This window comes from Streptomyces sp. NPDC093591, from assembly GCF_044764885.1.
Lineage (GTDB): Bacteria > Actinomycetota > Actinomycetes > Streptomycetales > Streptomycetaceae > Streptomyces.
This window is the reverse complement of sequence record NZ_JBIWIY010000024.1, coordinates 87,378-108,896: the sequence shown is the minus strand read 5'-3', so window position 1 is coordinate 108,896 and position 21,519 is coordinate 87,378. Positions and strand designations below refer to the sequence as shown.

At 69.5% G+C, this 21,519-nt stretch carries 22 protein-coding genes and 4 pseudogenes; 16 read left to right on the top strand and 10 right to left on the bottom strand.

All coding sequences use genetic code 11. The features are described from left to right. The first annotated feature begins 24 nt into the window (after window positions 1–24). The 7 genes and pseudogenes from otnK to ACIREI_RS40165 form a co-directional block, all read left to right on the top strand. Entirely contained in the window at window positions 25–1,287 is a 1,263-nt protein-coding gene (gene otnK, locus ACIREI_RS40195) for a 3-oxo-tetronate kinase (RefSeq protein ID WP_403344243.1), read from the top strand. After that, window positions 1,284–1,928 (top strand): 3-oxo-tetronate 4-phosphate decarboxylase, encoded by a 645-nt coding sequence (gene otnC, locus ACIREI_RS40190; protein ID WP_403344240.1) that lies wholly within the window; start codon window positions 1,284–1,286, stop codon window positions 1,926–1,928. The genes otnK and otnC overlap by 4 nt, the downstream gene beginning before the upstream one ends. A 55-nt stretch (window positions 1,929–1,983) precedes the next feature. Then, on the top strand, window positions 1,984–2,475 hold the full coding sequence (gene rraA / locus ACIREI_RS40185; RefSeq protein ID WP_403344237.1) for a ribonuclease E activity regulator RraA: 492 nt from the start codon (window positions 1,984–1,986) through the stop codon (window positions 2,473–2,475). Beyond that, window positions 2,381–2,680 (top strand): annotated as a pseudogene (locus tag ACIREI_RS40180) (aldehyde dehydrogenase family protein); the annotation flags it as partial. The gene rraA and the pseudogene ACIREI_RS40180, both read left to right, overlap by 95 nt. After that, entirely contained in the window at window positions 2,562–2,930 is a 369-nt protein-coding gene (locus ACIREI_RS40175) for an aldehyde dehydrogenase family protein (protein ID WP_403344234.1), read from the top strand. The pseudogene ACIREI_RS40180 and the gene ACIREI_RS40175, both read left to right, overlap by 119 nt. A gap of 24 nt (window positions 2,931–2,954) precedes the next feature. Further along, the gene (locus ACIREI_RS40170; RefSeq protein WP_403344231.1) at window positions 2,955–3,413 is read left to right on the top strand and encodes a cupin domain-containing protein; all 459 of its coding nucleotides are present in this window, start codon (window positions 2,955–2,957) and stop codon (window positions 3,411–3,413) included. Beyond that, window positions 3,311–3,667 (top strand): annotated as a pseudogene (locus tag ACIREI_RS40165) (antibiotic biosynthesis monooxygenase family protein); the annotation flags it as partial. The gene ACIREI_RS40170 and the pseudogene ACIREI_RS40165, both read left to right, overlap by 103 nt. A 75-nt stretch (window positions 3,668–3,742) precedes the next feature. Here ACIREI_RS40165 and ACIREI_RS40160 read toward each other — a convergent pair. The 3 genes from ACIREI_RS40160 to ACIREI_RS40150 all read right to left on the bottom strand — a co-directional run bounded on the left by ACIREI_RS40160 (window position 3,743) and on the right by ACIREI_RS40150 (window position 6,347). Next, complete coding sequence (locus ACIREI_RS40160; RefSeq protein ID WP_403344228.1) at window positions 3,743–4,453, bottom strand: FadR/GntR family transcriptional regulator; 711 nt, start codon at window positions 4,451–4,453, stop codon at window positions 3,743–3,745. 259 nt (window positions 4,454–4,712) lie between these two features. Then, window positions 4,713–5,435 (bottom strand): FadR/GntR family transcriptional regulator, encoded by a 723-nt coding sequence (locus ACIREI_RS40155; protein ID WP_403344225.1) that lies wholly within the window; start codon window positions 5,433–5,435, stop codon window positions 4,713–4,715. A 780-nt stretch (window positions 5,436–6,215) separates the two neighbouring features. Continuing rightward, the gene (locus ACIREI_RS40150; RefSeq protein WP_403344375.1) at window positions 6,216–6,347 is read right to left on the bottom strand and encodes a hypothetical protein; all 132 of its coding nucleotides are present in this window, start codon (window positions 6,345–6,347) and stop codon (window positions 6,216–6,218) included. A 563-nt stretch (window positions 6,348–6,910) separates the two neighbouring features. Between ACIREI_RS40150 and ACIREI_RS40145 the strand changes: the two genes are divergently transcribed. Further along, the gene (locus tag ACIREI_RS40145) at window positions 6,911–7,744 is read left to right on the top strand and encodes a PIG-L family deacetylase (RefSeq protein WP_403344222.1); all 834 of its coding nucleotides are present in this window, start codon (window positions 6,911–6,913) and stop codon (window positions 7,742–7,744) included. 277 nt (window positions 7,745–8,021) lie between these two features. Here the strand turns inward: ACIREI_RS40145 and ACIREI_RS40140 are convergent, their stop codons facing one another. Together ACIREI_RS40140 and ACIREI_RS40135 are read right to left on the bottom strand one after the other, a co-directional pair. After that, window positions 8,022–8,999, bottom strand: coding sequence for an NmrA family NAD(P)-binding protein (locus ACIREI_RS40140; RefSeq protein ID WP_403344219.1), 978 nt, complete (start codon window positions 8,997–8,999; stop codon window positions 8,022–8,024). Window positions 9,000–9,063: 64 nt separating this feature from the next. Beyond that, entirely contained in the window at window positions 9,064–9,879 is an 816-nt protein-coding gene (locus tag ACIREI_RS40135) for an oxidoreductase (protein ID WP_403344372.1), read from the bottom strand. A gap of 93 nt (window positions 9,880–9,972) precedes the next feature. On the opposite strand from ACIREI_RS40135, the pseudogene ACIREI_RS40130 reads away from it, so the two are divergent. Beyond that, window positions 9,973–10,479: pseudogene (locus ACIREI_RS40130) on the top strand (TetR/AcrR family transcriptional regulator); the annotation flags it as partial. A gap of 42 nt (window positions 10,480–10,521) precedes the next feature. On the opposite strand, the gene ACIREI_RS40125 reads toward ACIREI_RS40130, so the two are convergent. Both ACIREI_RS40125 and ACIREI_RS40120 read right to left on the bottom strand, forming a co-directional pair. Continuing rightward, window positions 10,522–11,091, bottom strand: coding sequence for a TetR/AcrR family transcriptional regulator (locus ACIREI_RS40125; protein WP_403344217.1), 570 nt, complete (start codon window positions 11,089–11,091; stop codon window positions 10,522–10,524). A 190-nt stretch (window positions 11,092–11,281) separates the two neighbouring features. After that, window positions 11,282–11,941, bottom strand: a pseudogene (locus ACIREI_RS40120) (DUF3533 domain-containing protein); the annotation flags it as partial. A gap of 1,259 nt (window positions 11,942–13,200) precedes the next feature. Here ACIREI_RS40120 and ACIREI_RS40115 point away from each other — a divergent pair. Genes ACIREI_RS40115 through ACIREI_RS40105 form a run of 3 tightly spaced genes read left to right on the top strand, consistent with a single transcriptional unit; the run spans window position 13,201 to window position 15,433 of the window. Then, a complete protein-coding gene (locus ACIREI_RS40115; RefSeq protein ID WP_403344215.1) occupies window positions 13,201–14,271 on the top strand; it encodes a Rieske 2Fe-2S domain-containing protein in 1,071 nt (356 codons plus the stop codon). After that, window positions 14,268–14,501: a hypothetical protein gene (locus tag ACIREI_RS40110; protein WP_403344212.1), complete on the top strand. Its 234-nt coding sequence runs from the start codon at window positions 14,268–14,270 to the stop codon at window positions 14,499–14,501. Before ACIREI_RS40115 ends, ACIREI_RS40110 begins: the two co-directional genes overlap by 4 nt. Then, entirely contained in the window at window positions 14,498–15,433 is a 936-nt protein-coding gene (locus ACIREI_RS40105; protein WP_403344209.1) for a PDR/VanB family oxidoreductase, read from the top strand. The genes ACIREI_RS40110 and ACIREI_RS40105 overlap by 4 nt, the downstream gene beginning before the upstream one ends. Here ACIREI_RS40105 and ACIREI_RS40100 read toward each other — a convergent pair. Beyond that, window positions 15,348–16,199, bottom strand: coding sequence for an IclR family transcriptional regulator C-terminal domain-containing protein (locus tag ACIREI_RS40100; RefSeq protein ID WP_403344369.1), 852 nt, complete (start codon window positions 16,197–16,199; stop codon window positions 15,348–15,350). The genes ACIREI_RS40105 and ACIREI_RS40100 overlap by 86 nt on opposite strands. A gap of 161 nt (window positions 16,200–16,360) precedes the next feature. Between ACIREI_RS40100 and ACIREI_RS40095 the strand changes: the two genes are divergently transcribed. The 4 genes from ACIREI_RS40095 to ACIREI_RS40080 are packed head-to-tail and all read left to right on the top strand — an operon-like array spanning window position 16,361 to window position 19,704. After that, window positions 16,361–17,329, top strand: a complete 969-nt coding sequence (locus ACIREI_RS40095; RefSeq protein WP_403344206.1) for an ABC transporter substrate-binding protein — start codon at window positions 16,361–16,363, stop codon at window positions 17,327–17,329. A gap of 30 nt (window positions 17,330–17,359) precedes the next feature. After that, entirely contained in the window at window positions 17,360–18,133 is a 774-nt protein-coding gene (locus tag ACIREI_RS40090; RefSeq protein WP_403344203.1) for an ABC transporter permease, read from the top strand. Beyond that, window positions 18,133–18,909: an ABC transporter permease gene (locus ACIREI_RS40085; protein ID WP_403344367.1), complete on the top strand. Its 777-nt coding sequence runs from the start codon at window positions 18,133–18,135 to the stop codon at window positions 18,907–18,909. Before ACIREI_RS40090 ends, ACIREI_RS40085 begins: the two co-directional genes overlap by 1 nt. Before the next feature lie 24 nt (window positions 18,910–18,933). Continuing rightward, on the top strand, window positions 18,934–19,704 hold the full coding sequence (locus tag ACIREI_RS40080; protein WP_403344200.1) for an ABC transporter ATP-binding protein: 771 nt from the start codon (window positions 18,934–18,936) through the stop codon (window positions 19,702–19,704). Window positions 19,705–19,717: 13 nt separating this feature from the next. Here ACIREI_RS40080 and ACIREI_RS40075 read toward each other — a convergent pair whose 3' ends face one another. Next, window positions 19,718–20,416, bottom strand: coding sequence for a GntR family transcriptional regulator (locus ACIREI_RS40075; protein ID WP_403344197.1), 699 nt, complete (start codon window positions 20,414–20,416; stop codon window positions 19,718–19,720). A gap of 97 nt (window positions 20,417–20,513) precedes the next feature. After that, window positions 20,514–21,515, bottom strand: a complete 1,002-nt coding sequence (locus ACIREI_RS40070; RefSeq protein ID WP_403344194.1) for a proline racemase family protein — start codon at window positions 21,513–21,515, stop codon at window positions 20,514–20,516. Between the last annotated feature and the right edge of the window lie 4 nt (window positions 21,516–21,519).

The following is a 21,519-nucleotide window of genomic DNA, read 5'->3' as shown; positions in this document are numbered from 1 at the left end:
CGCACGCCCCTGGAGAGCCCCGTCATGACCCTGCGCATCGGCTGCATAGCCGACGACTTCACCGGCGGCACCGATGTCGCGGCCGCTTTCCGGCGCGCGGGCCTGCGCACCGCCCTCGTCTTCGGCGTCCCCGACGCCACCACTCCCCTGCCCGCCGACTGCGACGCCGCGGTGATCGCCCTCAAGTCCCGCTCCACCCCGGCCGCGGAGGCGGTCGAGGAGTCCCTCGCCGCCCAGCGCTGGCTGTGGTCCAAGGGCGCGGCCCAGATCTACTTCAAGTACTGCTCCACCTTCGACTCCACCCCGAAGGGCAACATCGGCCCGGTCACCGACGCCCTCCTGGACGCCGCGGGCACCGACATCACCCTGGCCTGCCCCGCGTCCCCGCCCAACGGCCGCACCGTCTACCAGGGCCACCTCTTCGTCCACGACCAACTGCTGTCCGACTCCCCGCTGCGCCACCACCCGCTCAACCCGATGACCGACTCCTCACTGCCGCGTCTGCTGGCCGCGCAAAGTCCGCACCGGGTCGGCCTCATCCCCCTGCCCACCGTCCGCGCGGGCGTCGACGCCGTACGCGAGGCGCTGCTCGCCCACCGACACGACGGCGTACGGCATGTGATCGCCGACGCGCTCACCGACGACGACCTCGCCGTCCTCGGCGCCGCCGCCCTCGAACTGCCCGTCGTCACCGGCGCGGCAGGACTGGCCGAAGGACTCGGGCACGCCTATCCGGTGACAAACACCAGCGCCGCCGAGCCGATGCCCGCCGGCGGCCGGGCCGCCGTCCTGGCCGGAAGCTGCTCGGCCCGCACCCTGGAACAGATCGCCCAGTTCTACGCCGCCGGCCTGCCGTCCCTGCACCTCGACGTGCTCGCCGCAGCTGCGGGCCGGGACATCGCCGCTGAGGCACTCACCTGGTTCGACGCCCAGGACCCCGCCCTGCCCGTCCTCGTCCACGCCTCCGCCTCACCCGATGAACTCGCCGCCGTGCAGCGGCAGTTGGGCGTGGCCGAGGCGGCGGCCCAGGTGGAGGGCCTGCTCGGGACACTCGCCGTCCAGTTCGTCGAGCGTGGCGTACGACGGCTCCTGGTCGCCGGCGGTGAAACCTCCGGCGCCGTCACCACCGCCCTGGACATCCGCACCGTCCTCGTGGGCGAGGAAGCCGACCCCGGCGTCCCCTGGACCCATGCCACCACCGCGCACGGCGACCTCTCCCTCATGCTCAAGTCCGGCAACTTCGGCGCCCCCGACCTGTTCCTGCGCGCTCTCGAGGACCACACGTGACCCCCTACGCCGACGAGCGGGCCGCCCGCACGCTGCTCGTGCGCACGGCCCGCTCCCTTTTCACCCGAGGTCTCACCCACGGTTCCACCGGCAACCTCTCCGTCCGCCTGGCCGACGGCAGCCTCCTGCTCACCCCCACCGGCTCCAGCCTGGGCACCCTCACCGAGGACGCCCTCTCCCGCACCGACCTGCGCGCGAACCACCTCAACGGACCGCGCCCCACCAAGGAAGCGTTCCTGCACGCCGCGTTCTACCGGGCCCGGCCCGAAGCCCACGCCGTAGTCCATCTGCACTCCACGCACGCGGCAGCCGTCTCCTGCCTCGCCGACACCGACCCGCGCAACGCCCTGCCCCCGCTGACCGCGTACTACGCGATGCGCATCGGTACCCTCCCCCTGCTGCCCTACCATGCACCCGGCGACAGCGACCTCGAACCACTCGCGGAGGAGTCGGCCCGCACCCACCACGCGGTCCTGCTCGCCAACCATGGCCCGGTCGTCGCCGCGCCCACCCTGGAACAGGCCGCCGACGCGACCGAGGAACTCGAAGAGACCGCCAAGCTCCACCTGCTCCTCCAAGGCCACCGCACCCGGCCCCTCACCCCCGAGCAGGCTGCCGCGCTCGCTCCCCCATCCTCCTGACGGCCGGATGCACGCGAGCGCGGCAGCCCCAAGGACACTCCTCGAAGGACACCCGATGCCCCACAGCCTCCAGCCGATCCCTACCGCCGACCTCGTCGACCAGTACGGCATCGAACTGCGCGTATGCGACATCCAGTTCCGCCAGTTCGGTGGCCGCCGCTCCTTCGCGGGACCGGTGCGCACCGTCTCCTGCCACGAGGACAACGGCCTGCTGCGCGAGCTGCTGCGCACCCCGGGAGACGGCCACGTCCTCGTCGTCGACGGAGCGGCCTCTCTGCGCACCGCTCTGGTCGGCGACCTCATCGCCACCTCAGCCCAGGACAACGGCTGGGCCGGCCTGATCCTGCACGGCGCCGTACGCGACAGTGCCGCCCTGGCCGAACTCGACCTCGGTATCAAGGCGTTGGGCACCATCCCCCGCAAGAGCAGCAAGGACGCCGCCGGCGCCGTGGATGTGCCCGTCACCTTCGGCGGCATCACCTTCCACCCGGGCGACCTCCTCCACTCCGACGACGACGGCATCGCGCTCCTTCCGAGCGTCACCTGACGACCTTCGAGGAAAGCCCTTGATCCTCAAGACCTTCGACGAGTTCGTGGCGGCGTTCACCGCCGTCGCGGCCGCCCTGAAGGTCGATGACCCGACCGACCCGGACACCGCGATCGGCCCCATGGCCCGCGCGGGCCTCCGCGACTCCCTGCACGACAAGGTCCGGCGCACCGTCGCCGCCGGCGCCGACCTCAGGCTCGGCGGACAGATCCCGGACGGGCCGGGCTGCTTCCACCCGCCCACCGTTCTCGACCACGTCCGCCCCGGCAGGCCGCGTTCGACGAGGAGGCCTTCGACCGCGCCCGCCGGCTCGCCCGCGTCCTCCGGCCGGCCCCGCCGCGGCCTTCGGCGGCATCAAGAGGTCCGGCTACGGCCGGGAACTCGGCGCCGAGGGCATCCGCGAGTTCGTCAACGTCAAGACCGTCTGGATCGGCCCCGCCACGCCGACCGGTTGAGCCCACTGCGACACGGAGAAACACATGTGCCCCGAGCCCACCACAGATGAACCCTGCTTCGCCGCCTTCCCGCCCGCCGTCCTGCGCCCGGCCGAGCTGACCTCCTTCAGCCGCGGCGGTGGCGCCCGCACCATTCCCCTGGTCACCCGGGCCGTCGGAGCGGAGGTCTTCCTCACCGGCCAGACCATCTTCGAGGGCGGCGCCGGTATCCCGCTGCACACCCACAACTGCCCCGAGAGCGTGACCATCCTCGAAGGCGACGCCATCGTCGAGATCGACGGCACCGAACACCACGTCACCCGCTTCGACACCACCTACGTCCCCGCCGGCACCCCCCACCGCTTCCGCAACGCATCCCCGACCGAACCCATGCGGATCCTGTGGATCTACGCATCCGTGGACGCCACCCGCACCCTCGTCGACACAGGAGTCACCGCACGCGTCGACGCCGAGCACACCAAGCCCGCCGAACCCCACCGCTGACACCCACCGCTCCCGCTCAAGGAACCATCACCGTGATCACCGAGATCACCGTGCTCACCGAGATCGCCCGGATCGAGATCCATCCCGGCCAGGAACATGACTTCGAACAGGCCGTCGCCGAAGCCGTCCCCCTTTGCCTCGCCGCCGACGGCTGCCACGGCATCGACCTCCATCGCAGCGTCGAACACCCCACCCGCTACCGGCTCACGGCCCAGTGGGAAACGGTCGAGCACCACACCGTCGACTTCCGCGGCTCCGAGAGCTTCGCCCTGCGCCGCGTCATACCAACCGGTAAACCGGATCGCCCTCAAGTCCTGCCAAGCAGTGCCTCACGCACGACCGAGCTTCGCCCGGAGCCTGCGCGTCGCCGAGTCCATGTGGGCGTGCATCGCGGCCCGCGCCCGCTTCGCATCCGCCGCGCGTACCGCCTTGAGCACGCTCTCGTGCTCGGCGAGTTTGCCCTCCCCTGGCTTACGGACGTTCTGCTTGATCCACACCGCGACCAGGGACTCCAACCGCGCCTGGAAACCAGCGAGGGCGCTGTTGTGCGAAGCCTGCGCCAGGGCCCGGTGGAAGGCGAGGTCGGCCTCGATGTACCGCTCGGGGTCGTCGTGCGCGGCCCGCATGCGCGCGAGATGGGTCTCCAGCGCGATGAGGTCGTTGTCCGTGCGGTGCAGTGCGGCCAGCTCCGCCAGGTCCACCTCCACACAGGCCCGCGCCTCCAGGAGTTGGTCCATGGTGTGATCGCCCAGCATCAGACCCCACTCCAGGACCTGCGGCAACAGGTCCGACGTGGCACCTCGGACGTAGGTCCCGTCACCCTGGCGAATCTCCAGCAGGCCGAGCAGCGACAGGGACTTGAGGGCCTCACGCACGGCCGAGCGGCCCACCCCGAAGGTCTCCGCCAGTTCGCGTTCCGACGGCAGCCGGTCGCCGGCCCTGAGCCGGCCCGACGTCAACAGGTGATCCAGCAGGCGGCGTGCCACCTCCACCGCCGGAGCCCTGGGCTCCTCCCGCTCGATGCGCGCAAGCCCAGCCATGGACGCAGCCTCCCTGTTCGGTTGGTTCATGGTGCGGCGGCAACCGCCGCCCACGGCGACACGGTAGCGGGCCACGGCAGTCCGGCCGCACGTTCGATGAACAGCCGTTTCAGCACGGCGAAGCCGGGTCGCGGCGCGGGGGCGGAGGCATCGCGCCGCACGCAGGGGAGGCTGTGGAAGCCCTGCCCAGGCCCCCCCCCACACACACGAGCGCATACGAGGAGGGCGCCTGAGCGCTTACGACGAGGGCGCCGGCCCCTCAGCCCACCTTCCCGCCCTGCTCCAGCGCGGCCAGCAGCCGCTTCGTCGCCCCGTCCATGTGGTGCGCCATCGCCTCACGGGCAGCCTTGCCGTCACCCCGCTCGATGGCCTCGAGAATCGGCACATGGTCGTCGTAGGCGACCTGACGGCCGCGAGTCGGTACGGTGCGCTCGATCCAACCACGCTGGATCATGGCCCGCATCCCCTTGAGCATGTCCCGCAACACGACGTTGCCGCACAGGTCGGCCACGGTGGCGTGGAAGGCCATGTCGGCCTCGGGGAAGTCCTCGTCGGCGCAGGTCCGCATGGTCTCCAGCCGTGCACGCAGCAGCCCGGCACCCTCGGCATCGATCGCCTCGGCGGCCAGCCCCGCCACCAGCACCTCCAGCTCCGCCCGGGCACGCAGCAGATCCTTGGAACCGCGCTCCCCCAGCACCAGACCGAGCTCGAACAGACGGTAGAGCACGTCCGAGTCAGGGCCGCGAAAGTAGGTACCGCTGCTCTGCCGGATCTCCAACAACCCCAGAAATCCCAGCGACTTGATCGCCTCACGCACGGTGGGCCGGTTGACACCGAGCATCTCGGTCAGCTGCCGCTCGGACGGGATCCGCTCCCCCGGTGCCACCTCGCCCGACATGAGATAGTCGATCAGCCGACGCGAGACCTCGGACGCCAGCGGCTCCCGCGGCTCCACCTTGATCCTGGACAGTTCGGCGGTCATGGCATCGCTTTCTGGTCTGGGTGCCACCTCACTCTACTGGGCACTGATCAACCGGTACACCGGTCACCGCGGAAACCCGGACCCGCCCAGTTGGTTTCAGCGGGGCCGATCTCCTGGTCCGCGTACCACCCAAGGCTTCTGATCAGGAACATCTCACAGCGTGGGGCGTCCCAAGGCACGGGCACCGCTGCGGGCGTGGCGCACACCGCTGAGGTTGCCGTTCACTCGACAGTCCTTCCCGTTGCAGGAGCCACTGCGTTCCCTGTGAGCGCTGGCGCAGCGAGTCCTCACCCCACGCTCATACGTCTGCCCACCGAACTGTGGCTGACCTGGTTGAGCGACAAGACGGTCATCGCCCGTTGCGAAGCCAAGTACTACATCCGCTCGCCGACTCAATGCTGGCCGTGGCTGGGTGCAGTCAGCTCAACAGGCCATGGATCTTCCGCGCGGCGAGCCTCCCAGGCCCCTCGCGACGGGGCACGGTCCCGGCGCACCTGTTCGCCTTCCAGTTGGCTCACGGCGTCATGAGCCGACATGGATGGCCTGCCGCCGAGGACCCCGTCGTCTGCCACACATGCGACTTCCACGACTGCACCACCCCCGCCCACCTTCGGCTGGGTACAGCCGCCGAGAACCGGGCCGAATGACAGCTTCGACGTCACAACCCTCATGGTCCGCTCGCCGACGTTCGCGGCGCTGCCGGCCGCACACGCGCCATCGCCCACGCGATCAGGACCGGCCTTCATGCGGGCGAGCCCCCGGACCTGATCGAGGAACGCATCAGTGCCGCCGAAAAGGCTGGCCGCGCCCGGCGGTCATCCACCGCTTCTCGCCGCGCTCCAGGGCGCCGGCGTGGCCACGCCTGTCGCCGTGTTCGAGGACGCGGCCGGCCGCGGTGGTGGCGGTCTCCAGGCCGCGGTGGTGCCATTCGAGGCCCCCAGGGTTGAGAACAAGTCCTCGACCAGGGCAAGGAAGGGGTCGGTCAGGGCCGGGTCGGTCGGCACGAAGACCAGGGCTTGTCGTCGACCTGCGCGTCGGTGCCCCTCTGCTGCCTGGTGGTGATGCGGGCTGGCGTCCGGCCCGTCAGCTGTACGGTCACCATTGCTCCGTCGCCGAGGACTACGTCCGCAATTTCCAGACAAGGGCGAGAGAACAGGCCAGGAAGTGCAAGATTCCAAACATCGTGCCGGAATCTCACGGCCGGCGCCGGAGGAAACCACTTCCGACGTGGCGCCGCCATGCGGATCCCGCCTGTGCCTCGTTCGCGTTGAAACGCAGACGCCTGGAAGGCCCACCGGCCGAGCCGGGAACAGCCGGTCCGGTCGGCACGGTTGCATCGACGAGGGACCGGCGCCGCATGAGCGGGGAACCCGGAGACCACAAGGTCGTCCGCCCCACCAGGATCCGGGCCCCGGGATCGCGGTACGCCCGCCGCGCACTCGGATCAAGACGTATGTCCGTAGGAGGACTGTTTCATGACTGACCGGCCCTTGACGCTCATGGCAGTACACGCCCACCCCGACGACGAGGCCACCGGAACCGGAGGAGTCCTCGCGCGGTACGCGGCGGAAGGCATCCGCACGGTTCTCGTGACGTGTACCGACGGCTCTTGCGGTGACGGACCGGGAGGTGTCAAGCCCGGCGATCCCGGGCACGATCCGGCGGCGGTCGCCTTGATGCGCCGTCAAGAACTTGAGGCGAGCTGTGACGTCCTGAAGGTCAGCGATCTGGAGATGCTGGACTATGCCGACTCCGGGATGATGGGCTGGCCGAGCAACGACGCCCCCGGATCCTTCTGGCAGACCCCCGTGCAGGAAGGCGCGGCCCGGCTCGCGGAACTCATGCGGCACTACCGACCCGATGTGGTCGTCACCTATGACGAGAACGGTTTCTACGGCCACCCCGACCACATCCAGGCCCACCGCATCACGATGGCGGCGCTGGAGATGACCGCGCTGACACCGAAGGTGTACTGGACGACGATGCCCCGCTCGGGGATGCAGCGGTTCGGCGAGATCATGCGCGAGTTCGGTGAGGACATGCCGGAGCCGGATCCTGCCGAGGCCGCCGCGCTGGCCGAGATCGGCCTCCCCGACGACGAGATCACCACGTGGGTGGACACCACCGCGTTCAGCGGTCAGAAGTTCGACGCGCTGGCCGCGCACGCCAGTCAGGGCGAGAACATCTTCTTCCTCAAGATGGGCAAGGAGAGGTTCGGCGAGTTGATGGGCATGGAGACCTTCGTACGTGTCCAGGACACCACCGGCGCGGCCATACCCGAGAACGATCTCTTCGCCGGCCTGCGCTGATCCGCCCGCCCGACGGGGCCGGAAAGGGGCATCGCGGCTCGCGCACCGTGCTGCCGCGGGCGTCCTCGTGGAAGGGCTGGCACCAGCCGGATCCCCCCAAGCGAGACCACCTGTTCGGTAGAGGAAAGGCGTCTTGCATGAACTCTGCCAGGCTCTGGGCAACGTACGGAGCTCCGGACGCGGTCGTGCCCCTCTCCGTCTCCCTCAACCGGTCCCCCTGGCGGCCCCGCCCCCGGGAACACCAGCGCTCGTCGAGTTCAACCGGGAGGCGATCCTGTCATAGACCAGTCGCCAGCTTCTGGATGCGCGGGTGATTCCCCAGTGCCCAGCGGACGGTCTTCGGCGGGCGTCCGAGGAGGGCCTCCAACTGGTCGGTGGTGCCACGGTAACCCCCGCCGCCCATCAGCCTGGTCAGGGTCTTCAGGTGCTCCGCGGTGTGCGGGAACGCGGCCAGGGCGGTGTCCACGTAGGTCTCGTTCCAGGTTTCGATCTCGACGGGGACGTAGGTGACCGGGCGTCCCAGCACGGCCGCGTAGTCCTCCGCGAAGCCGTGCATGTCCTTCAGCTCCGGGCCGTTGAGGTCGTAGGACTTCGAGATGTGCGGCGCCGGGTCGGCCAGGATCTTCACGCACAACTCAGCGACGTCGTACCCCGCGATGGGCGCGAGTCGGTGGTCGCCGAAGGGCAGGCGCAGTTCACCTCTGCTCAGCGGCTCCAGTGCCAGCCAGGTCATCAGGGGGTTCTCGACGAACATGGCTCCGCGGATGTTGACGGTCGGAAGGCCGGACCAGTCCAGCACCTGCTCGGCGATCCAGTGGGCCCGCTGCTGCGGCGACCAGTCGGCGATGAGTCCGCCGAGCCACGCGCGTCGTTCTTCCTCCGGCGCCGTCATCTTCTCGAACGTCATGAACGACTGCTCGTACTCGGAGATGTTGACGAAGACCTCGATGTCGCCCTGGGCCCGTGCCGCCGCGGCCATCAGGCTGACGGCGTCGGTGTAGTACGGCGACAGGCTCATGCTGAAGTAGATGCGCCGGACGCCCTTCAGCGCGGCGGTCACGTCGGCGATGGTGAGCAGGTCGCCGACGAAGACCTCGGCTCCGGCCTGGCGGAGCGATTCGGCGCGTTCGTCGTCCTTGCGCACGAAGGCCCGCACCGGCTCGCCTTGTTCAAGCAGCATGTCGACCATCGTCCGGCTCACACCACCGATCTCGCCGGCGGCACCGGTGATCAGGATGGGATTGCGCTCTGGCATCAAGGTGTCCTCTGTCTGGTGGGGGTGGGGCGGCTGTTCGGAAAGCCCAGGCGGCGCATGTGCGTCAGCCGGCCAGCCGGTTCATCTTGCGGATCTGCTTGTCGAAGACCCCGGCGGGGGCGAGGCGGCGCAGAACGCGTGCGCGTCCGGCCAGGGGGCCGGCGGTGTAGCGCGGCTTCGGCTTCGTGTCGGTCGCTGCCGCGACGATCGCCTTGGCGACGACGGCGGGGGCGTCGCCGCCCCTGACGGCCTCCGCCATGACGCGGTCGACGGTCTGCCGCTGCTTCGCGTACGCGTGCAGCGGCGTGTCGGGCTCCGCGCTGTTGGCCTCGAACCCGGTCCTGGTGTAAGCGGGTTCGACGATGAGCGCGCGGACGCCGTGGTCACGGACCTCGTGGTCCAGGGATTCGGTGTAGCCCTCGACCGCGTGCTTGGAGGCGGCGTAGGCGGCCATGTAGGGCTGCGGCAGGAACCCGAGCACGGACGAGATGTTGATGATGCGCCCGCGTCGCTGAGCGCGCATGTGCGGCAGGACCTCGTTCACCATGCGCATGACCCCGAAGACGTTGGTGTCGAAGACCGACTGGGCCTGCGCGAGGGAGGTTTCCTCGGCCGCACCCATCGAGCCGACACCGGCGTTGTTGACCAGGACGTCGATCCGCCCGAACCGCTCGCTCACCTCCTGGACCACTGCGGCGACCGACGTGTCGCTGGCGACGTCGAGCCCCAGGAACGTCACGCCGTCGAGCGGGGTGACGCGTGAGGTGTCACGGCTTGTGCCGACCACGTTGAATCCGGCTGCGACCAGCGCGAGCGCGGTTTCCTTGCCGATTCCGGATGACGCACCCGTCACGAGTGCCACTGGCCGATCTGTCGTCATCATGGACTCCCGAACTCACTCGAAACCGATCGGTTTCCGCTACAGTAAACCGATCGGTTTCCATGTGCAAGTTCAAGCGGGGAGAGTGACCTCATGGGCAGGATCAGTGCGCGGGAGAGGCGTGATGGCGTCATCCGCGCGGCGATCGTCGAGTTCGCGCGCACGGGCTACCACGGCACCTCCACCGCGGCGATCGCCGACCGGGTCGGCGTCACACAGCCGTATCTCTTCCGGCTCTTCCCCGACAAGAAGACGATCTTCGTCGCCGCATTGCTGCGGAGCGCGGAAGACACCCGCCTGGCTTTCGAGAGGGCCGCCGACGGGATGGAGGGCGGCAAGCGGGCCCTCCAGGCCATGACGACCGCTTACGCCCAGCTGATCTCGACGCGCCCCGAAACGCTCCTGATGCAGATGCAGGGATACGCCGCCGTGGCGGCCGCCGAGGCGCAGGGCGACGACCTGATCAGTGAGGTCGTCCGGGCCGGCTGGATGAGGATCTGGGAAACCGTGCACCTGTCGCTGGGCGCCGATGTCGACAGGACCACGAGCTTCTTCGCGTGCGGCATGCTCGGCAACACGCGTACGGCCATGGGTCTTCCCGCGAATACGGGAAGTGAGGGAGCTTTCCGGTCGGGTGGTGCGTCAGCGCATGCCTGCCGCGTCGAGCAGAGTGGTCACCGTGGGTGCGATGAGCCCGGTCAGGCTGTCGGCGCCGATTCCCGCGCGGGCGCTGGCGCCGTCGAAGACCATGCTGAGCTGCCGGGCCAGCAGATCGGGATCGCTCGCACCGCCCTGCTCTGCCTCGGCGCGGAAGAAAGCGGTCAGGTTCTCCTTGATCTGACGGGCGACTTGGCTCGCGGGGTGACTCTGGTCCTTGAGTTCGATCTGCACGGCCAGGTACCGGCAGCCGCGGAACTCGGGGGCGCCGGCCTGTGATTCCACCTGCTCGAAGACGTGCAGGATCCGCTCGCGGGGTGATCGGCCGTCGTCCACCGCGGGCAGGAGAGTTGCCACGTAGGCGGAGGCGCGCTCCTTCAGGCTTGCTGCCAGGAGTTCGTCCTTGCTCTCGAACAGCTGATACATGGAGCGCTTCGACACTCCCGCTGCCTTGCACAGGGCCTCGACACCGATGTTGACGCCGTCTCGGTAGGTGAGCGTGGCCGCCGCCGCCAGCAACCGCTCCCTGGGGCTGAGTTTCACTTCGGTGGTCATACCGCGAGGTTAACTCGGAGCGGAGAAAAAGAAAACCGATCGGTTTCCGATGGTGCCGGGCAGAGGCTCGGCGACGGCCTGGGGGAAGGGCCGTCGCCGAGCCATGATGGTGTGCGCGCCTGCCGTCCCCAACAGGGCGGCACACACGGGGGCCACTCCGAGTAATGGCCCCGTCCTGAGTGACCTGCCGCTACGCCGGGACGGCGGTCTTGTCGGGCGGCGTTTCCGCCGGGATGCGGTGCAGCCCCTTGCGGTCGTACCAGCCGAGTACGCCGAAGCCGAAGAGGGCGGCCGCCACGAGGCCGGCGGCCATCATGGCCCAGCCTCGGGTCAGACCCGCGTCGCCCTGGGCGTCGTAGTAAAGGATCGAGCGGATGCCGCCGGTGATCTGGCGCAGCGGCTCGAACTCCGCGAGGAAGCGGTAGAAGCCGGGCAGCGCCTCGATGGGGGTGGTGGCGCCGGCCGTGGGCACCGCCATCCCGATGAAGACCAGCGTGACCACCAGCATGCCGGGTGTGCCGAAGACGGCGAGGAGGGTGAGCGCTCCGATCCCGGTGACGGCGATGGTGCACACCGAGTACAGCCACAGCAGCGGCAGATGGGAGGCGTCCATGCCCATGATGCCGACCGCGCCGGCCAGGACCAGGGTGCCCATCAGCAGGGACAGGCCGGCCATGAGGCTGCTGCTGATGGCGAGGGTCTGGACCCGGGTCGCCCGGATCAGTGGGCGGTGCAGGCGCAGCGGGCCCATGTCGTTGTGGGTGTAGCCGAGGGCGTGGTCGACCTGGCCGCTGATGACGTTGGCGGAGAGCATGCCGATGACCACCAGGGTGAGCGCGTAGTAGAACGCCGCAGCGAGCGCAGCTGCTCAGCCGGGCCGGTTTCCACCCGGCTCCGATCCCACTTGATCGACAGCATCGCCAAGTACCGCTTCGCCGCCCATCACGACACCGTCACGCGACATGGTGGAGTCGATCATCCCGAACGGAACAGGTGGCCACGGCGCCCTGGGGGCGGTCACACCGCCGCGTTGAACAGGTCGGCCGGCACGTCGGGGCTTTGCAGAGCGCGGTCCGGCAGCCGGGACCAGCCCTTCTCCCCGCAGACGAGGTGGACGAGGGGCCTTGACCCCGGGGCAGCGCGAACGGGCCGTCGCGAGAATGGGCGTACAGAGCGCGGGCAACGGTCGGGGAGCCAGGACGCCTGCTCACTCGGAGGAACTCGTCCAGGCAATCCCCCTGGAAAGGGATCTTGTCGCCCACGCCACCCTGCAGGATTCTGCGCGGGCTTGACTCCTGGTTGGCGATCATCGCGTCCACCCCAGAGTGATGATCCCGCCGATCACCACACGGGCGAGGGCACTGGACGGGGTTATTCCGCCGGGTTCTCTTCGGGACAGAGCAAATCAGAATCTCGACAGTACGCAATTCCCGGCAGGGCGGGTCCGCCGACAGCCACAGACCGGCAGCTGCACCGCGGCGGCGATGGCAGCGCAGCGCCCGTCCCGGGCCATGCGGGCGCAGACAGGGGCGAGACCACCCGCTCACGGCGGCACCCTCACCACCTCAACCTGCCCCGCCCTGTCCCAGCTCACTTCTGCGGAGACACCAGCAGCTGTGCCGCGCAGCCGTCCGCCCCTCCCCACACGGACTGCTCCTGCCTGCCACCTCCTGACCTGCGACAACCCGGCCAGGTACGCCAAGACGGGCCGATTCGACCCGGATTCGACCCAGCCCGCCCTTGCGGCAGCGCCGACCAGTTTTGAACTGCAAGAATGCAAGTTCTGCCGGTGTACCGCCCAAAAACCGGCAAAAAAATTGGCGCGTTAACCAACAAAAGCGACCCTTCTGGACAATCACGGCAGCACCGCGATCGGACGTGCTCGCCAAACCCATCACCGGCCTCCTCGGGAGTGATCCACCCAGCGGCGACACCCCGCAGCCGCTGCCAGTGGTAAGCAATACGCGCGACAACGCCCTGACCAGCCGTTTCGAAGAGACGCTTCCGCCTGGCAGAAGCCGCCTTGCGCCGTGGACGCAGTCCTCAGGAACCTGATCCCAACCACGGCTCGCGGGGCGACGACGCCCCGCCGACAGGGACGGGAACCCCATGCCTCACACGACCGCCTTCGCCAGGAACCAGTGGTACGTCGCCGCCTACAGCCATGAGGTCGGGCGCGAGTTGCTCGGTCGGACGATTCTCGGTGAGACCCTCGTCCTCTACCGCACGGAGGAGGAGGGGACGCCGGTCGTCCTGCACGACCGCTGTGTGCACCGCCGCTACCCGCTGTCCGAGGCGCCGACCCGCCTCGACGGGGACCGGATCGTGTGCGGGTACCACGGGTTCACGTACGACACGACCGGCGCGTGCGTGTACGTGCCGGGGCAGAAACGCGTCCCGCGGACGGCGCGCGTGGCCTCGTACCCCGTCGTCGAGCAGGACTCCCTGATCTGGGTGTGGATCGGCGACCCGGCGCTCGCCGACCCGCAGAGCATCCCGCGGGCCAGGCACCTCGACTCCCCCGGCTGGGTCACCGTGCGCGGCATGGAGCCCATCGACTGCGACTACGGCCTCCTCGTCGACAACCTCCTCGACCTCTCCCACGAGACCTACCTCCACGGCGGCTACATCGGCACCCCCGAGGTCGCCGAGACGCCGATCACCACCGAGGTCGACGAGGGCGCCGGCATCGTCCGGGTCAGCCGGCACATGGACGACGCCGAGTGCCCGCCGTTCTACGCCAAGTCGACCGGCATCGAGGGCCGTATCACCCGCTGGCAGGACATCGAGTACCACGCCCCCTGTCTGTACCTGCTGCACAGCCGTATCGCCCCGGTCGGTGTGCTGCCCGAGGCGGACGGCAGCGACCCGAACGGCTTCCACACCGAGATCACGTACGCCATCACGCCGTCCGGCGACGGCAAGGTGTACGACTTCTGGGCGGTCTCGCGGGACTGGGCGACGGACGACGACGAGGTCACCGAGTTCCTGCGCGGCAACAACCACACCGTCGTCATGCAGGACGTCACCGCCCTCAACCTGCTGCAGCGGACCCTCGGCACCGAGCGCACCGGCTACCAGGAGCTGAGCATCAACATCGACACCGGCGGCCTGGCCGCCCGCCGCATCCTCGCCCGGCTGGTCGAGGAGGGCGACAAGCCCGTGGAGAAGGTCCTGTGAGCGCCGGCCCCACCGGGGAGATCTACCGCATCGACTGGCTGCCGGGCACCGACGTCCTGCACGGCACCTGTCACTGCGGACGCGAGCACACCGCGAAGGACCCGGTGGAGATGTGGGAGTGGATGCTCGCCCACCCCCAGGGACACGAGCCCCAGGGACACGAGCTCCAGGGGCACCAGTCGCAGGGCCCGCAGTCGCCGGGCCGCGAGTCGCGAGGAAACAGCTCATGACCGTGTACGAAGCCGAACTGGTCGTCGACCGCAGGGAGTTCGCGGCGGACGGCGTGCTCGCCCTCACCCTGCGCCACCCGCTGGGCGAGCAGCTCCCCGCCTGGGAGCCCGGCGCCCACATCGACGTCGTGCTCGGGCCGGAGCTGGAGCGGCAGTACTCGCTGTGCGGCGATCCGGCGGACCGGGGCGCCTGGCGGATCGCCGTGCTCCGGGAGCCGGACGGGCGGGGCGGATCGGCCCATGTGCACGAGCAGTTGGGGCAGGGCGACAAGGTCCGGGTGCGCGGGCCGCGCAATCACTTCCGGCTGGAGCCCGCGCCCCGCTACCGCTTCATCGCGGGCGGCATCGGCATCACGCCGATCCTGCCGATGCTGGCGGCGGCGGAGGCGGCGGGCGCCGACTGGACGCTGTTGTACGGCGGACGTACGCGCCAATCCATCGCGTTCACCGAGGAGTTGGTCCGCTACGGCTCCCGCGTCACCATCGCCCCCCAGGACGAGACCGGCCTGCTGGACCTGCCGTCGGTGCTCGACGACGTCCCCGAGGACACGCTCGTCTACTGCTGCGGGCCCGGCCCGCTGCTGGACGCGGTCGAAGAGCGGTGCCCGGCGGGGCGACTGCACGTGGAACGGTTCGCGCCGAAGGAGCAGGAGGACGGCGAGAACACGGAGTTCGAGGTCGAGCTGGCGCAGAGCGGCAAGACGGTCACCGTGTCGCCGGACCTCTCGGTGCTCGACGCCGTGCGCGCCGCCGGTGTCGAGGTGCTGTTCTCCTGCACCGAGGGCACCTGCGGGACCTGCGAGACCGACGTCCTCGACGGCACCCCTGAGCACCGGGACTCGGTGCTCACGCGGGAGGAGCAGGAGAGCGGCGAGACGATGATGATCTGTGTGTCCCGGTGCCGTGGGAAGCGGCTCGTGCTGGACCTGTGATCCTCAGGTCGGCCTCGATCCGGGCCACCGCCGCGAGCAGATGCGGCAGCAGGTCCTGACGGACCGAGTCCACCGAGGTGCGGCCGGCGTGCACCGCGATGTTCACGCCGGCCACCACCGTGCCGTCCCGCTCCCGCACCGGGGCGGCGACCGACCTCAGCCCCTCCTCCAGCTCCTGGTCGACGATGGCGTACCCCTGCCGCCGGACGTGGCGCAGTTCCGCCCGCAGGGCGTCCGGCGAGGTGATGGTGCGCGCGGTCAAAGGCTTCAACTCGGCGCGCGCGAGCCGGAGTTCTGCCTCCCCCTCCGGCAGATGGGCGAGGATCACCCGGCCCACCGACGTCACATACGCCGGGAAGCGGGTACCGACCGTGATGGTCGCCGTCATGATGCGCCGGGTCGGGACCCGCGCCACGTACACGACGTCGTCGCCGTCGAGGACGCACAGCGACGACGACTCCCGTACCCGTGTGACGAGTTGCTCCAGATGCGGTTCGGCGATCTGGGGCAGCGTGTAGCCGGCGAGGTACGAGTAGCCGAGTTCCAGCACGCGCGGGGTGAGGCGGAAGAGCCGTCCGTCCTGGTGGACGTAGCCGAGGTCGACGAGGGTCAGCAGCAGCCGGCGGACGGCGGCGCGGGTCAGGTCGCAGGCGTCGGCGACCTCGCTGAGCGTGCGGACGGGATGCTCGGCGTCGAAGGAGCGGATCACGGCGAGGCCGCGCTCGAAGGACCTCACGAAGTGTGGTGCGCGGTCTCCCGGAAGCATCGCCACCTCCCATAGCGTCAACAACGTTGTCGGCGAACCCATTTGACCTGGCTCAGTTGAGACTTCTACCTTCCCGCTGGGCATTCCCGCGCACTACTGTGCGCCTTGCGCACAACCTGTCGGAACACCGCTGCACCGTTGTTGTCTGTACAGGAGGAGCCATGCGTCGTCTGTCGGCCGCTCTCACCGCCGGCGCCCTGCTGCTCGTCGCGACGGCCTGTGGCTCGTCCGACGCCGGTTCGTCGGACACGGGCGCGTCGTCCGGCGGTGTCACCACCGTCAAGCTCGGACTCATCCCGATCGTGGATGTCGCGCCGCTGTATCTCGGGCAGAAGAAGGGGTTCTTCGAAAAGCACGGCCTCAAGCTGGAGTTCACCACCGCTCAGGGCGGTGCGGCGATCGTGCCCGGCGTGATCAGTGGGCAGTTCCAGTTCGGCTTCAGCAATGTGACGTCCCTGATGGTCGCCCAGGCAGGCGGCGTTCCCGTGAAAGCCGTCGCCAACGGCATCGCCTCGACCGGCGTGGAAGGCAAGGACTTCAACGGCCTGATGGTCAAGAAGGACAGCCCCGTCAAGTCGCCGAAGCAACTGGAGGGCAAGAAGGTCGCCATCAACACCCTGAAGAACATCAACGAGACCGCCGTCCGCCAGGCAGTGCGCAAGGACGGCGGCGACCCGGACAAGGTCAACCTCGTCGAGATGCCCTTCGACCAGATGCCGGCCGCCCTCGACAACGGCCAGATCGACGCCGCGTGCGTGGTCGAGCCGGCGACGGCCACCATCAGGAGCCAGGGCGGCCGGGAGATCGCCTCGCCCTTGGTCGACGTCTCGCCGGAGGTCACCGTCGCGATGTACTTCACCTCGAAGCAGTACGCGCAGCAACACCCGGACGTGGTCAAGAAGTTCCAGAAGGCCACGGCCGAGTCCCTCGCGTACGCCGAGGCTCATCCGGACGAGGCCCGGCAGATCGTCACGACGTACACCAAGATCCCGGCGTCGGTGCTGGAGCAGGTGATCCTGCCGAAGTGGCCCAGCGAGCCGAACCGCGACTCCATCGTGGACCTCATGAAGCTCGGTTATGAGGACGGCCTCTTCAAGGAGTCGCCGGACCTGGACGCGCTGCTGCCGTGAGGGGCGGGGACATATGAGGGACGCAAACGCATGAGGGGTGTGAACGTCGCCCTCGGTGCGGCCGGGCTCGCGGCCTTCCTCGCCCTGGGCGAGGCGGTGCCGCGGCTCGGCATGGTCGAGGAGGCCTACTTCCCGCCGACGAGCCGTATCGCCGAAGCGCTCGCGGACGAGGCCGGCGACCCCGCCTTCTGGAGCGCGCTCGGCGACACGCTCACCGGCTGGGCGCTGGGCCTGGCCATCGCGGTCTGCGCCGGGGTCGTCGCGGGCGTGGTCGTGTCGGTCGTGCCGTACCTGCGCGAGGCGACGGCCTCCACCATCGAGTTCCTGCGCCCGATCCCGTCGGTGGCGCTGATCCCGCTGGCGGTACTGCTCTACGGCACCGAACTGAAGTCGGTGCTCCTGCTGGTGGTGTACGCCTCCTTCTGGCAGGTACTGATCCAGACCCTGTACGGCGTCCAGGACGTCGACCCGGTCGCCGAGGAGACGGCACGGTCGTACGGCCTCGGCACCTGGGCGCGCGTACGGCATGTGCTGTGGCCGACGGCCCTGCCGTACGTCATGACCGGGGTGCGGCTCGCCGCCGCGGTAGCGCTGATCCTCGCGATCACCGCCGAACTCGTCATCGGGGCACCGGGGTTGGGCCAGCAGATCGCGGTGGCACAGACCTCGCAGGCGGTGCCGGAGATGTACGCGCTCATCGTGGTGGCCGGGCTTTTGGGGCTGCTCATCAACGTGGGCGCGCGTACCGTGGAGCGGCGGGCGCTGGCCTGGCACCAGTCGGTGCGCGGGGAGGTGGCGGTGTGATCGGGCGCTTGCTGACGCGCGTGTTCTTCGTCGTCGCGCTGCCCGTCGTGCTGGTCGCCCTGTGGTGGGCGGCGTCGGACGGCAGCACGGATCCCTTCTGGCCGCCGCTGCGGACGATCCTCGACACCTTCCCGGACGTGTGGACGGCCGACCGGCTGCGCGCGGACGTCGTACCGAGCCTCCTGCGGCTCCTGGGCGGCTACGCGACGGCCGCCGTGGTCGGCGTGGCGCTCGGCACGGTCATCGGCTCCTACCGCGGGGTGCGCGCGGTGTGCGAGCCGGTCCTGGAGTTCCTGCGGGCCGTGCCGCCGCCCGTGCTGGTGCCGGTCATCATGCTGTTCGCGGGCATCGGCGACACCATGAAGATCGTCGTGATCGCGAGCGGCTGCGTCTGGCCGATCCTGCTCAACACGGTGGAGGGTGTGCGCGCGGTCGACTCGGTGATGCTGGAGACGGCCCGCTCCTACGGCGTCACGGGCACCGCCCGCCTGCGCCATCTGGTGCTGCGCTCGGCGAGCCCACAGATCTTCGCCGGACTGCGCCAGGCACTGTCGATCGGCATCATCCTCATGGTCATCAGCGAGATGTTCGCCGCCAACAACGGCATCGGCTTCACCGTCGTCCAGTTCCAGCGCAGCTTCGCGATCCCCGACATGTGGACCGGGATCCTCGTCCTCGGTCTGCTCGGCTTTCTGCTCTCCGTCGTCTTCCGGCTGGTCGAGCGCCGGGTGCTCGGCTGGTACCACGGTCTGCGCGCGACCACCCGGCGGTCCTGAGTGAACATCGTGAAGGGGCGGTCCATGCTCGACGTACGCGGCCTGAAGAAGGTCTACGAGGGTTCCGGGCGGCGCGTGGAGGCGGTGCGCGACCTGACCTTCAGCGTCGAGTCGGGCGAACTGGTCTGTCTCGTCGGCCCGTCGGGCTGCGGCAAGACGACGCTGCTGAAGTGCATGGGCGGTCTGCTCGCGCCGACCGGCGGTGAAGTCCTGCTGGAGGGGCGGAAGGTGAGCGGCCCGCCGCCCGGGATGGCGTTCGTCTTCCAGGAGTACGGGCGCAGCCTGTTTCCCTGGATGCGGGTCGGCGAGAACGTCGAACTCCCCTTGAAGCAGAAGGACTTGAGCAAGACTCGGCGCCGGGAGCTGGTGCTGGACGCGCTGGAGTCGGTGGGGCTGACGGATGCCGCGGGGGCGTATCCGTGGCAGCTGTCCGGCGGTATGCAGCAGCGGGTCGCCATCGCCCGGGCCCTGGCGTACGAGCCCCGTGTGCTGCTGATGGACGAGCCGTTCGCGGCCGTGGACGCGCAGACCCGGGCCGATCTGGAGGACCTGGTCCGAGGGCTGTGGCGGGAGCGGGGCATCACGATCCTGTTCGTCACCCATGACATCGACGAGGCCGTCTATCTCGGCGAGCGGGTTCTCGTACTGTCCGCCTCCCCCACCGTCGTCCAGGAGCAGCTGAAGGTCGATCTGCCCGCCGAGCGCGACCAGTTGCACACTCGGGTGGATCCGCGGTTCGCCGAGCTGCGTACCCATGTGTACGAGCAGATTCAGGCGGCCAAACGAGGATCCTAGGCCCCCCGCGCCCCTAAGAGGGCGTTGCCCAGAGGCCCCTTACGTGTCCCAGGTGGCGGGTCATGACCTCGTGTACGGCCTTGTCGTCCCGGGCGATCAGCGCGTCCAGGAGTTCGAGGTGCTCCTCGGCGGAGGCCAGCAGGCGGCCCGCCTCGACGAGTGCGGTGAGGCCGTAGAGGCGGGAGCGCTTGCGGAGGTCGCCGACGACCTCGACGAGATGGGCGTTGCCGGCGAGGGCGAGCAGGCCGAGGTGGAAGCGGGTGTCGGCCTCGACGTACGCGATGAGGTCGCCGGCGACGGCCGCCTGGACGATCTCCCGGGCGGCGGGGCGCAGCGCCTCCAGGGAGACCTTGTCGGCGGTCCTGGCCAGGTCCACCACCGTGGGGATCTCGATGAGCGCGCGGATGTGCTTGTACTCGTCGAGCTGTTTCTCGGAGACCGCGGTGACCCGGAAGCCCTTGTTGGGGACGGTGTCGACCAGGCCCTCCTTGACCAGGTCCAGCATGGCCTCGCGCACCGGGGTCGCCGAGACGCCGAAGCGGGCGGCGAGCGCCGGCGCGGAGTACACCTCGCCGGGGAGCAGTTCCCCGGCGATCAGCGCGGCCCGCAGGGCGTCGGCGACCCGCTCCCGGTAGCTGCTCTTCTTGCCGCCCAGGGTGGGCAGCGCCGGGGCGGCTGCGGTGGACGAGGCGCCGGTGCGCTGGGCGGCCATGGGTCTCCTAGCTGTGCAATGTCACGCGTTATGCGCCTCATTATCCTCGACGCACGGAGCACCGGTCCTCGACGTACGGAGCACCGGTCCTCGGCGTTCAGAGCACGAACCCGGCCGGGAACGGGTCCGACGGATCGAGCAGGTACTGCGCGGTGCCGGTGATCCACGCCCGGCCGGTGAAGCTGGGCAGGACGGCCGGTCGGCCCGCGACGTCCGTGGTGCCGAGGAGACGGCCGGTGAACCGGGTCCCGATGAAGGACTCGTTCACGAACTCGGTGTGCAGGGGCAGTTCACCGCGGGCGTGCAACTGCGCCATCCGCGCGCTGGTGCCCGTGCCGCAGGGCGAGCGGTCGAACCAGCCGGGGTGGATCGCCATGGCGTGCCGTGAGTGGCGGGCGGTGGCGCCGGGGGCGATCAGGTGGACGTGGTGGCAGCCGCGGATGGACGGGTCCTCGGGGTGCACGGGCTCCTCCTCGGCGTTGATCGCCGCCATCAGGGAGAGTCCCGCCTGGAGGATGTCGTCCTTGCGGGAGCGGTCGAAGGGCAGCCCGAACTGGTCCAGCGGCAGGATGGCGTAGAAGTTGCCGCCGTATGCCATGTCGTATGTCACCGTGCGCCCGTCGGCCAGTGAGATCTTGCGGTCAAGGGCGACGGAGAAGGAGGGCACGTTCTGGAGGGTGACCGCCTTGGCGGCACCGTCCTGAACCGCCACCTCGGCGACGACGAGGCCGGCCGGAGTGTCGAGCCGGATCGTGGTGACCGGCTCGACGACCTCCACCATGCCGGTCTCGACCAGCACCGTCGCCACGCCGATCGTGCCGTGCCCGCACATCGGCAGATAGCCGGAGACCTCGATGTAGATCACGCCCCAGTCGCAGTCGGGGCGGGTGGACGGCTGGAGGATCGCGCCGCTCATCGCCGAGTGGCCGCGCGGCTCGTTCATCAGGAGCTGCTTGATGTGGTCGCGGTGCTCACGGAAGTACAGGCGCCGCTCGTTCATGGTCGCGCCCGGGATCGTGCCGATGCCGCCGGTGACGACGCGGGTGGGCATGCCCTCGGTGTGCGAGTCGACGGCGTGCAGGACGAGTTTGCTGCGCACGGTC

Coding starts and splice junctions, on each gene's coding strand:
- ACIREI_RS40100 (WP_403344369.1), bottom strand. CDS start 16,199: ATGCTTCCGGGAGACCGCGCACCACACTTCGTGAGGTCCTTCGAGCGC.
- ACIREI_RS40095 (WP_403344206.1), top strand. CDS start 16,361: ATGCGTCGTCTGTCGGCCGCTCTCACCGCCGGCGCCCTGCTGCTCGTC.
- ACIREI_RS40125 (WP_403344217.1), bottom strand. CDS start 11,091: ATGACCACCGAAGTGAAACTCAGCCCCAGGGAGCGGTTGCTGGCGGCG.
- ACIREI_RS40135 (WP_403344372.1), bottom strand. CDS start 9,879: ATGACGACAGATCGGCCAGTGGCACTCGTGACGGGTGCGTCATCCGGA.
- ACIREI_RS40105 (WP_403344209.1), top strand. CDS start 14,498: ATGACCGTGTACGAAGCCGAACTGGTCGTCGACCGCAGGGAGTTCGCG.
- ACIREI_RS40170 (WP_403344231.1), top strand. CDS start 2,955: ATGTGCCCCGAGCCCACCACAGATGAACCCTGCTTCGCCGCCTTCCCG.
- ACIREI_RS40155 (WP_403344225.1), bottom strand. CDS start 5,435: ATGACCGCCGAACTGTCCAGGATCAAGGTGGAGCCGCGGGAGCCGCTG.
- ACIREI_RS40080 (WP_403344200.1), top strand. CDS start 18,934: ATGCTCGACGTACGCGGCCTGAAGAAGGTCTACGAGGGTTCCGGGCGG.
- ACIREI_RS40090 (WP_403344203.1), top strand. CDS start 17,360: ATGAGGGGTGTGAACGTCGCCCTCGGTGCGGCCGGGCTCGCGGCCTTC.
- ACIREI_RS40160 (WP_403344228.1), bottom strand. CDS start 4,453: ATGGCTGGGCTTGCGCGCATCGAGCGGGAGGAGCCCAGGGCTCCGGCG.
- rraA (WP_403344237.1), top strand. CDS start 1,984: ATGCCCCACAGCCTCCAGCCGATCCCTACCGCCGACCTCGTCGACCAG.
- ACIREI_RS40140 (WP_403344219.1), bottom strand. CDS start 8,999: ATGCCAGAGCGCAATCCCATCCTGATCACCGGTGCCGCCGGCGAGATC.
- ACIREI_RS40175 (WP_403344234.1), top strand. CDS start 2,562: ATGACCCGACCGACCCGGACACCGCGATCGGCCCCATGGCCCGCGCGG.
- ACIREI_RS40145 (WP_403344222.1), top strand. CDS start 6,911: ATGACTGACCGGCCCTTGACGCTCATGGCAGTACACGCCCACCCCGAC.
- ACIREI_RS40075 (WP_403344197.1), bottom strand. CDS start 20,416: ATGGCCGCCCAGCGCACCGGCGCCTCGTCCACCGCAGCCGCCCCGGCG.
- otnK (WP_403344243.1), top strand. CDS start 25: ATGACCCTGCGCATCGGCTGCATAGCCGACGACTTCACCGGCGGCACC.
- ACIREI_RS40115 (WP_403344215.1), top strand. CDS start 13,201: ATGCCTCACACGACCGCCTTCGCCAGGAACCAGTGGTACGTCGCCGCC.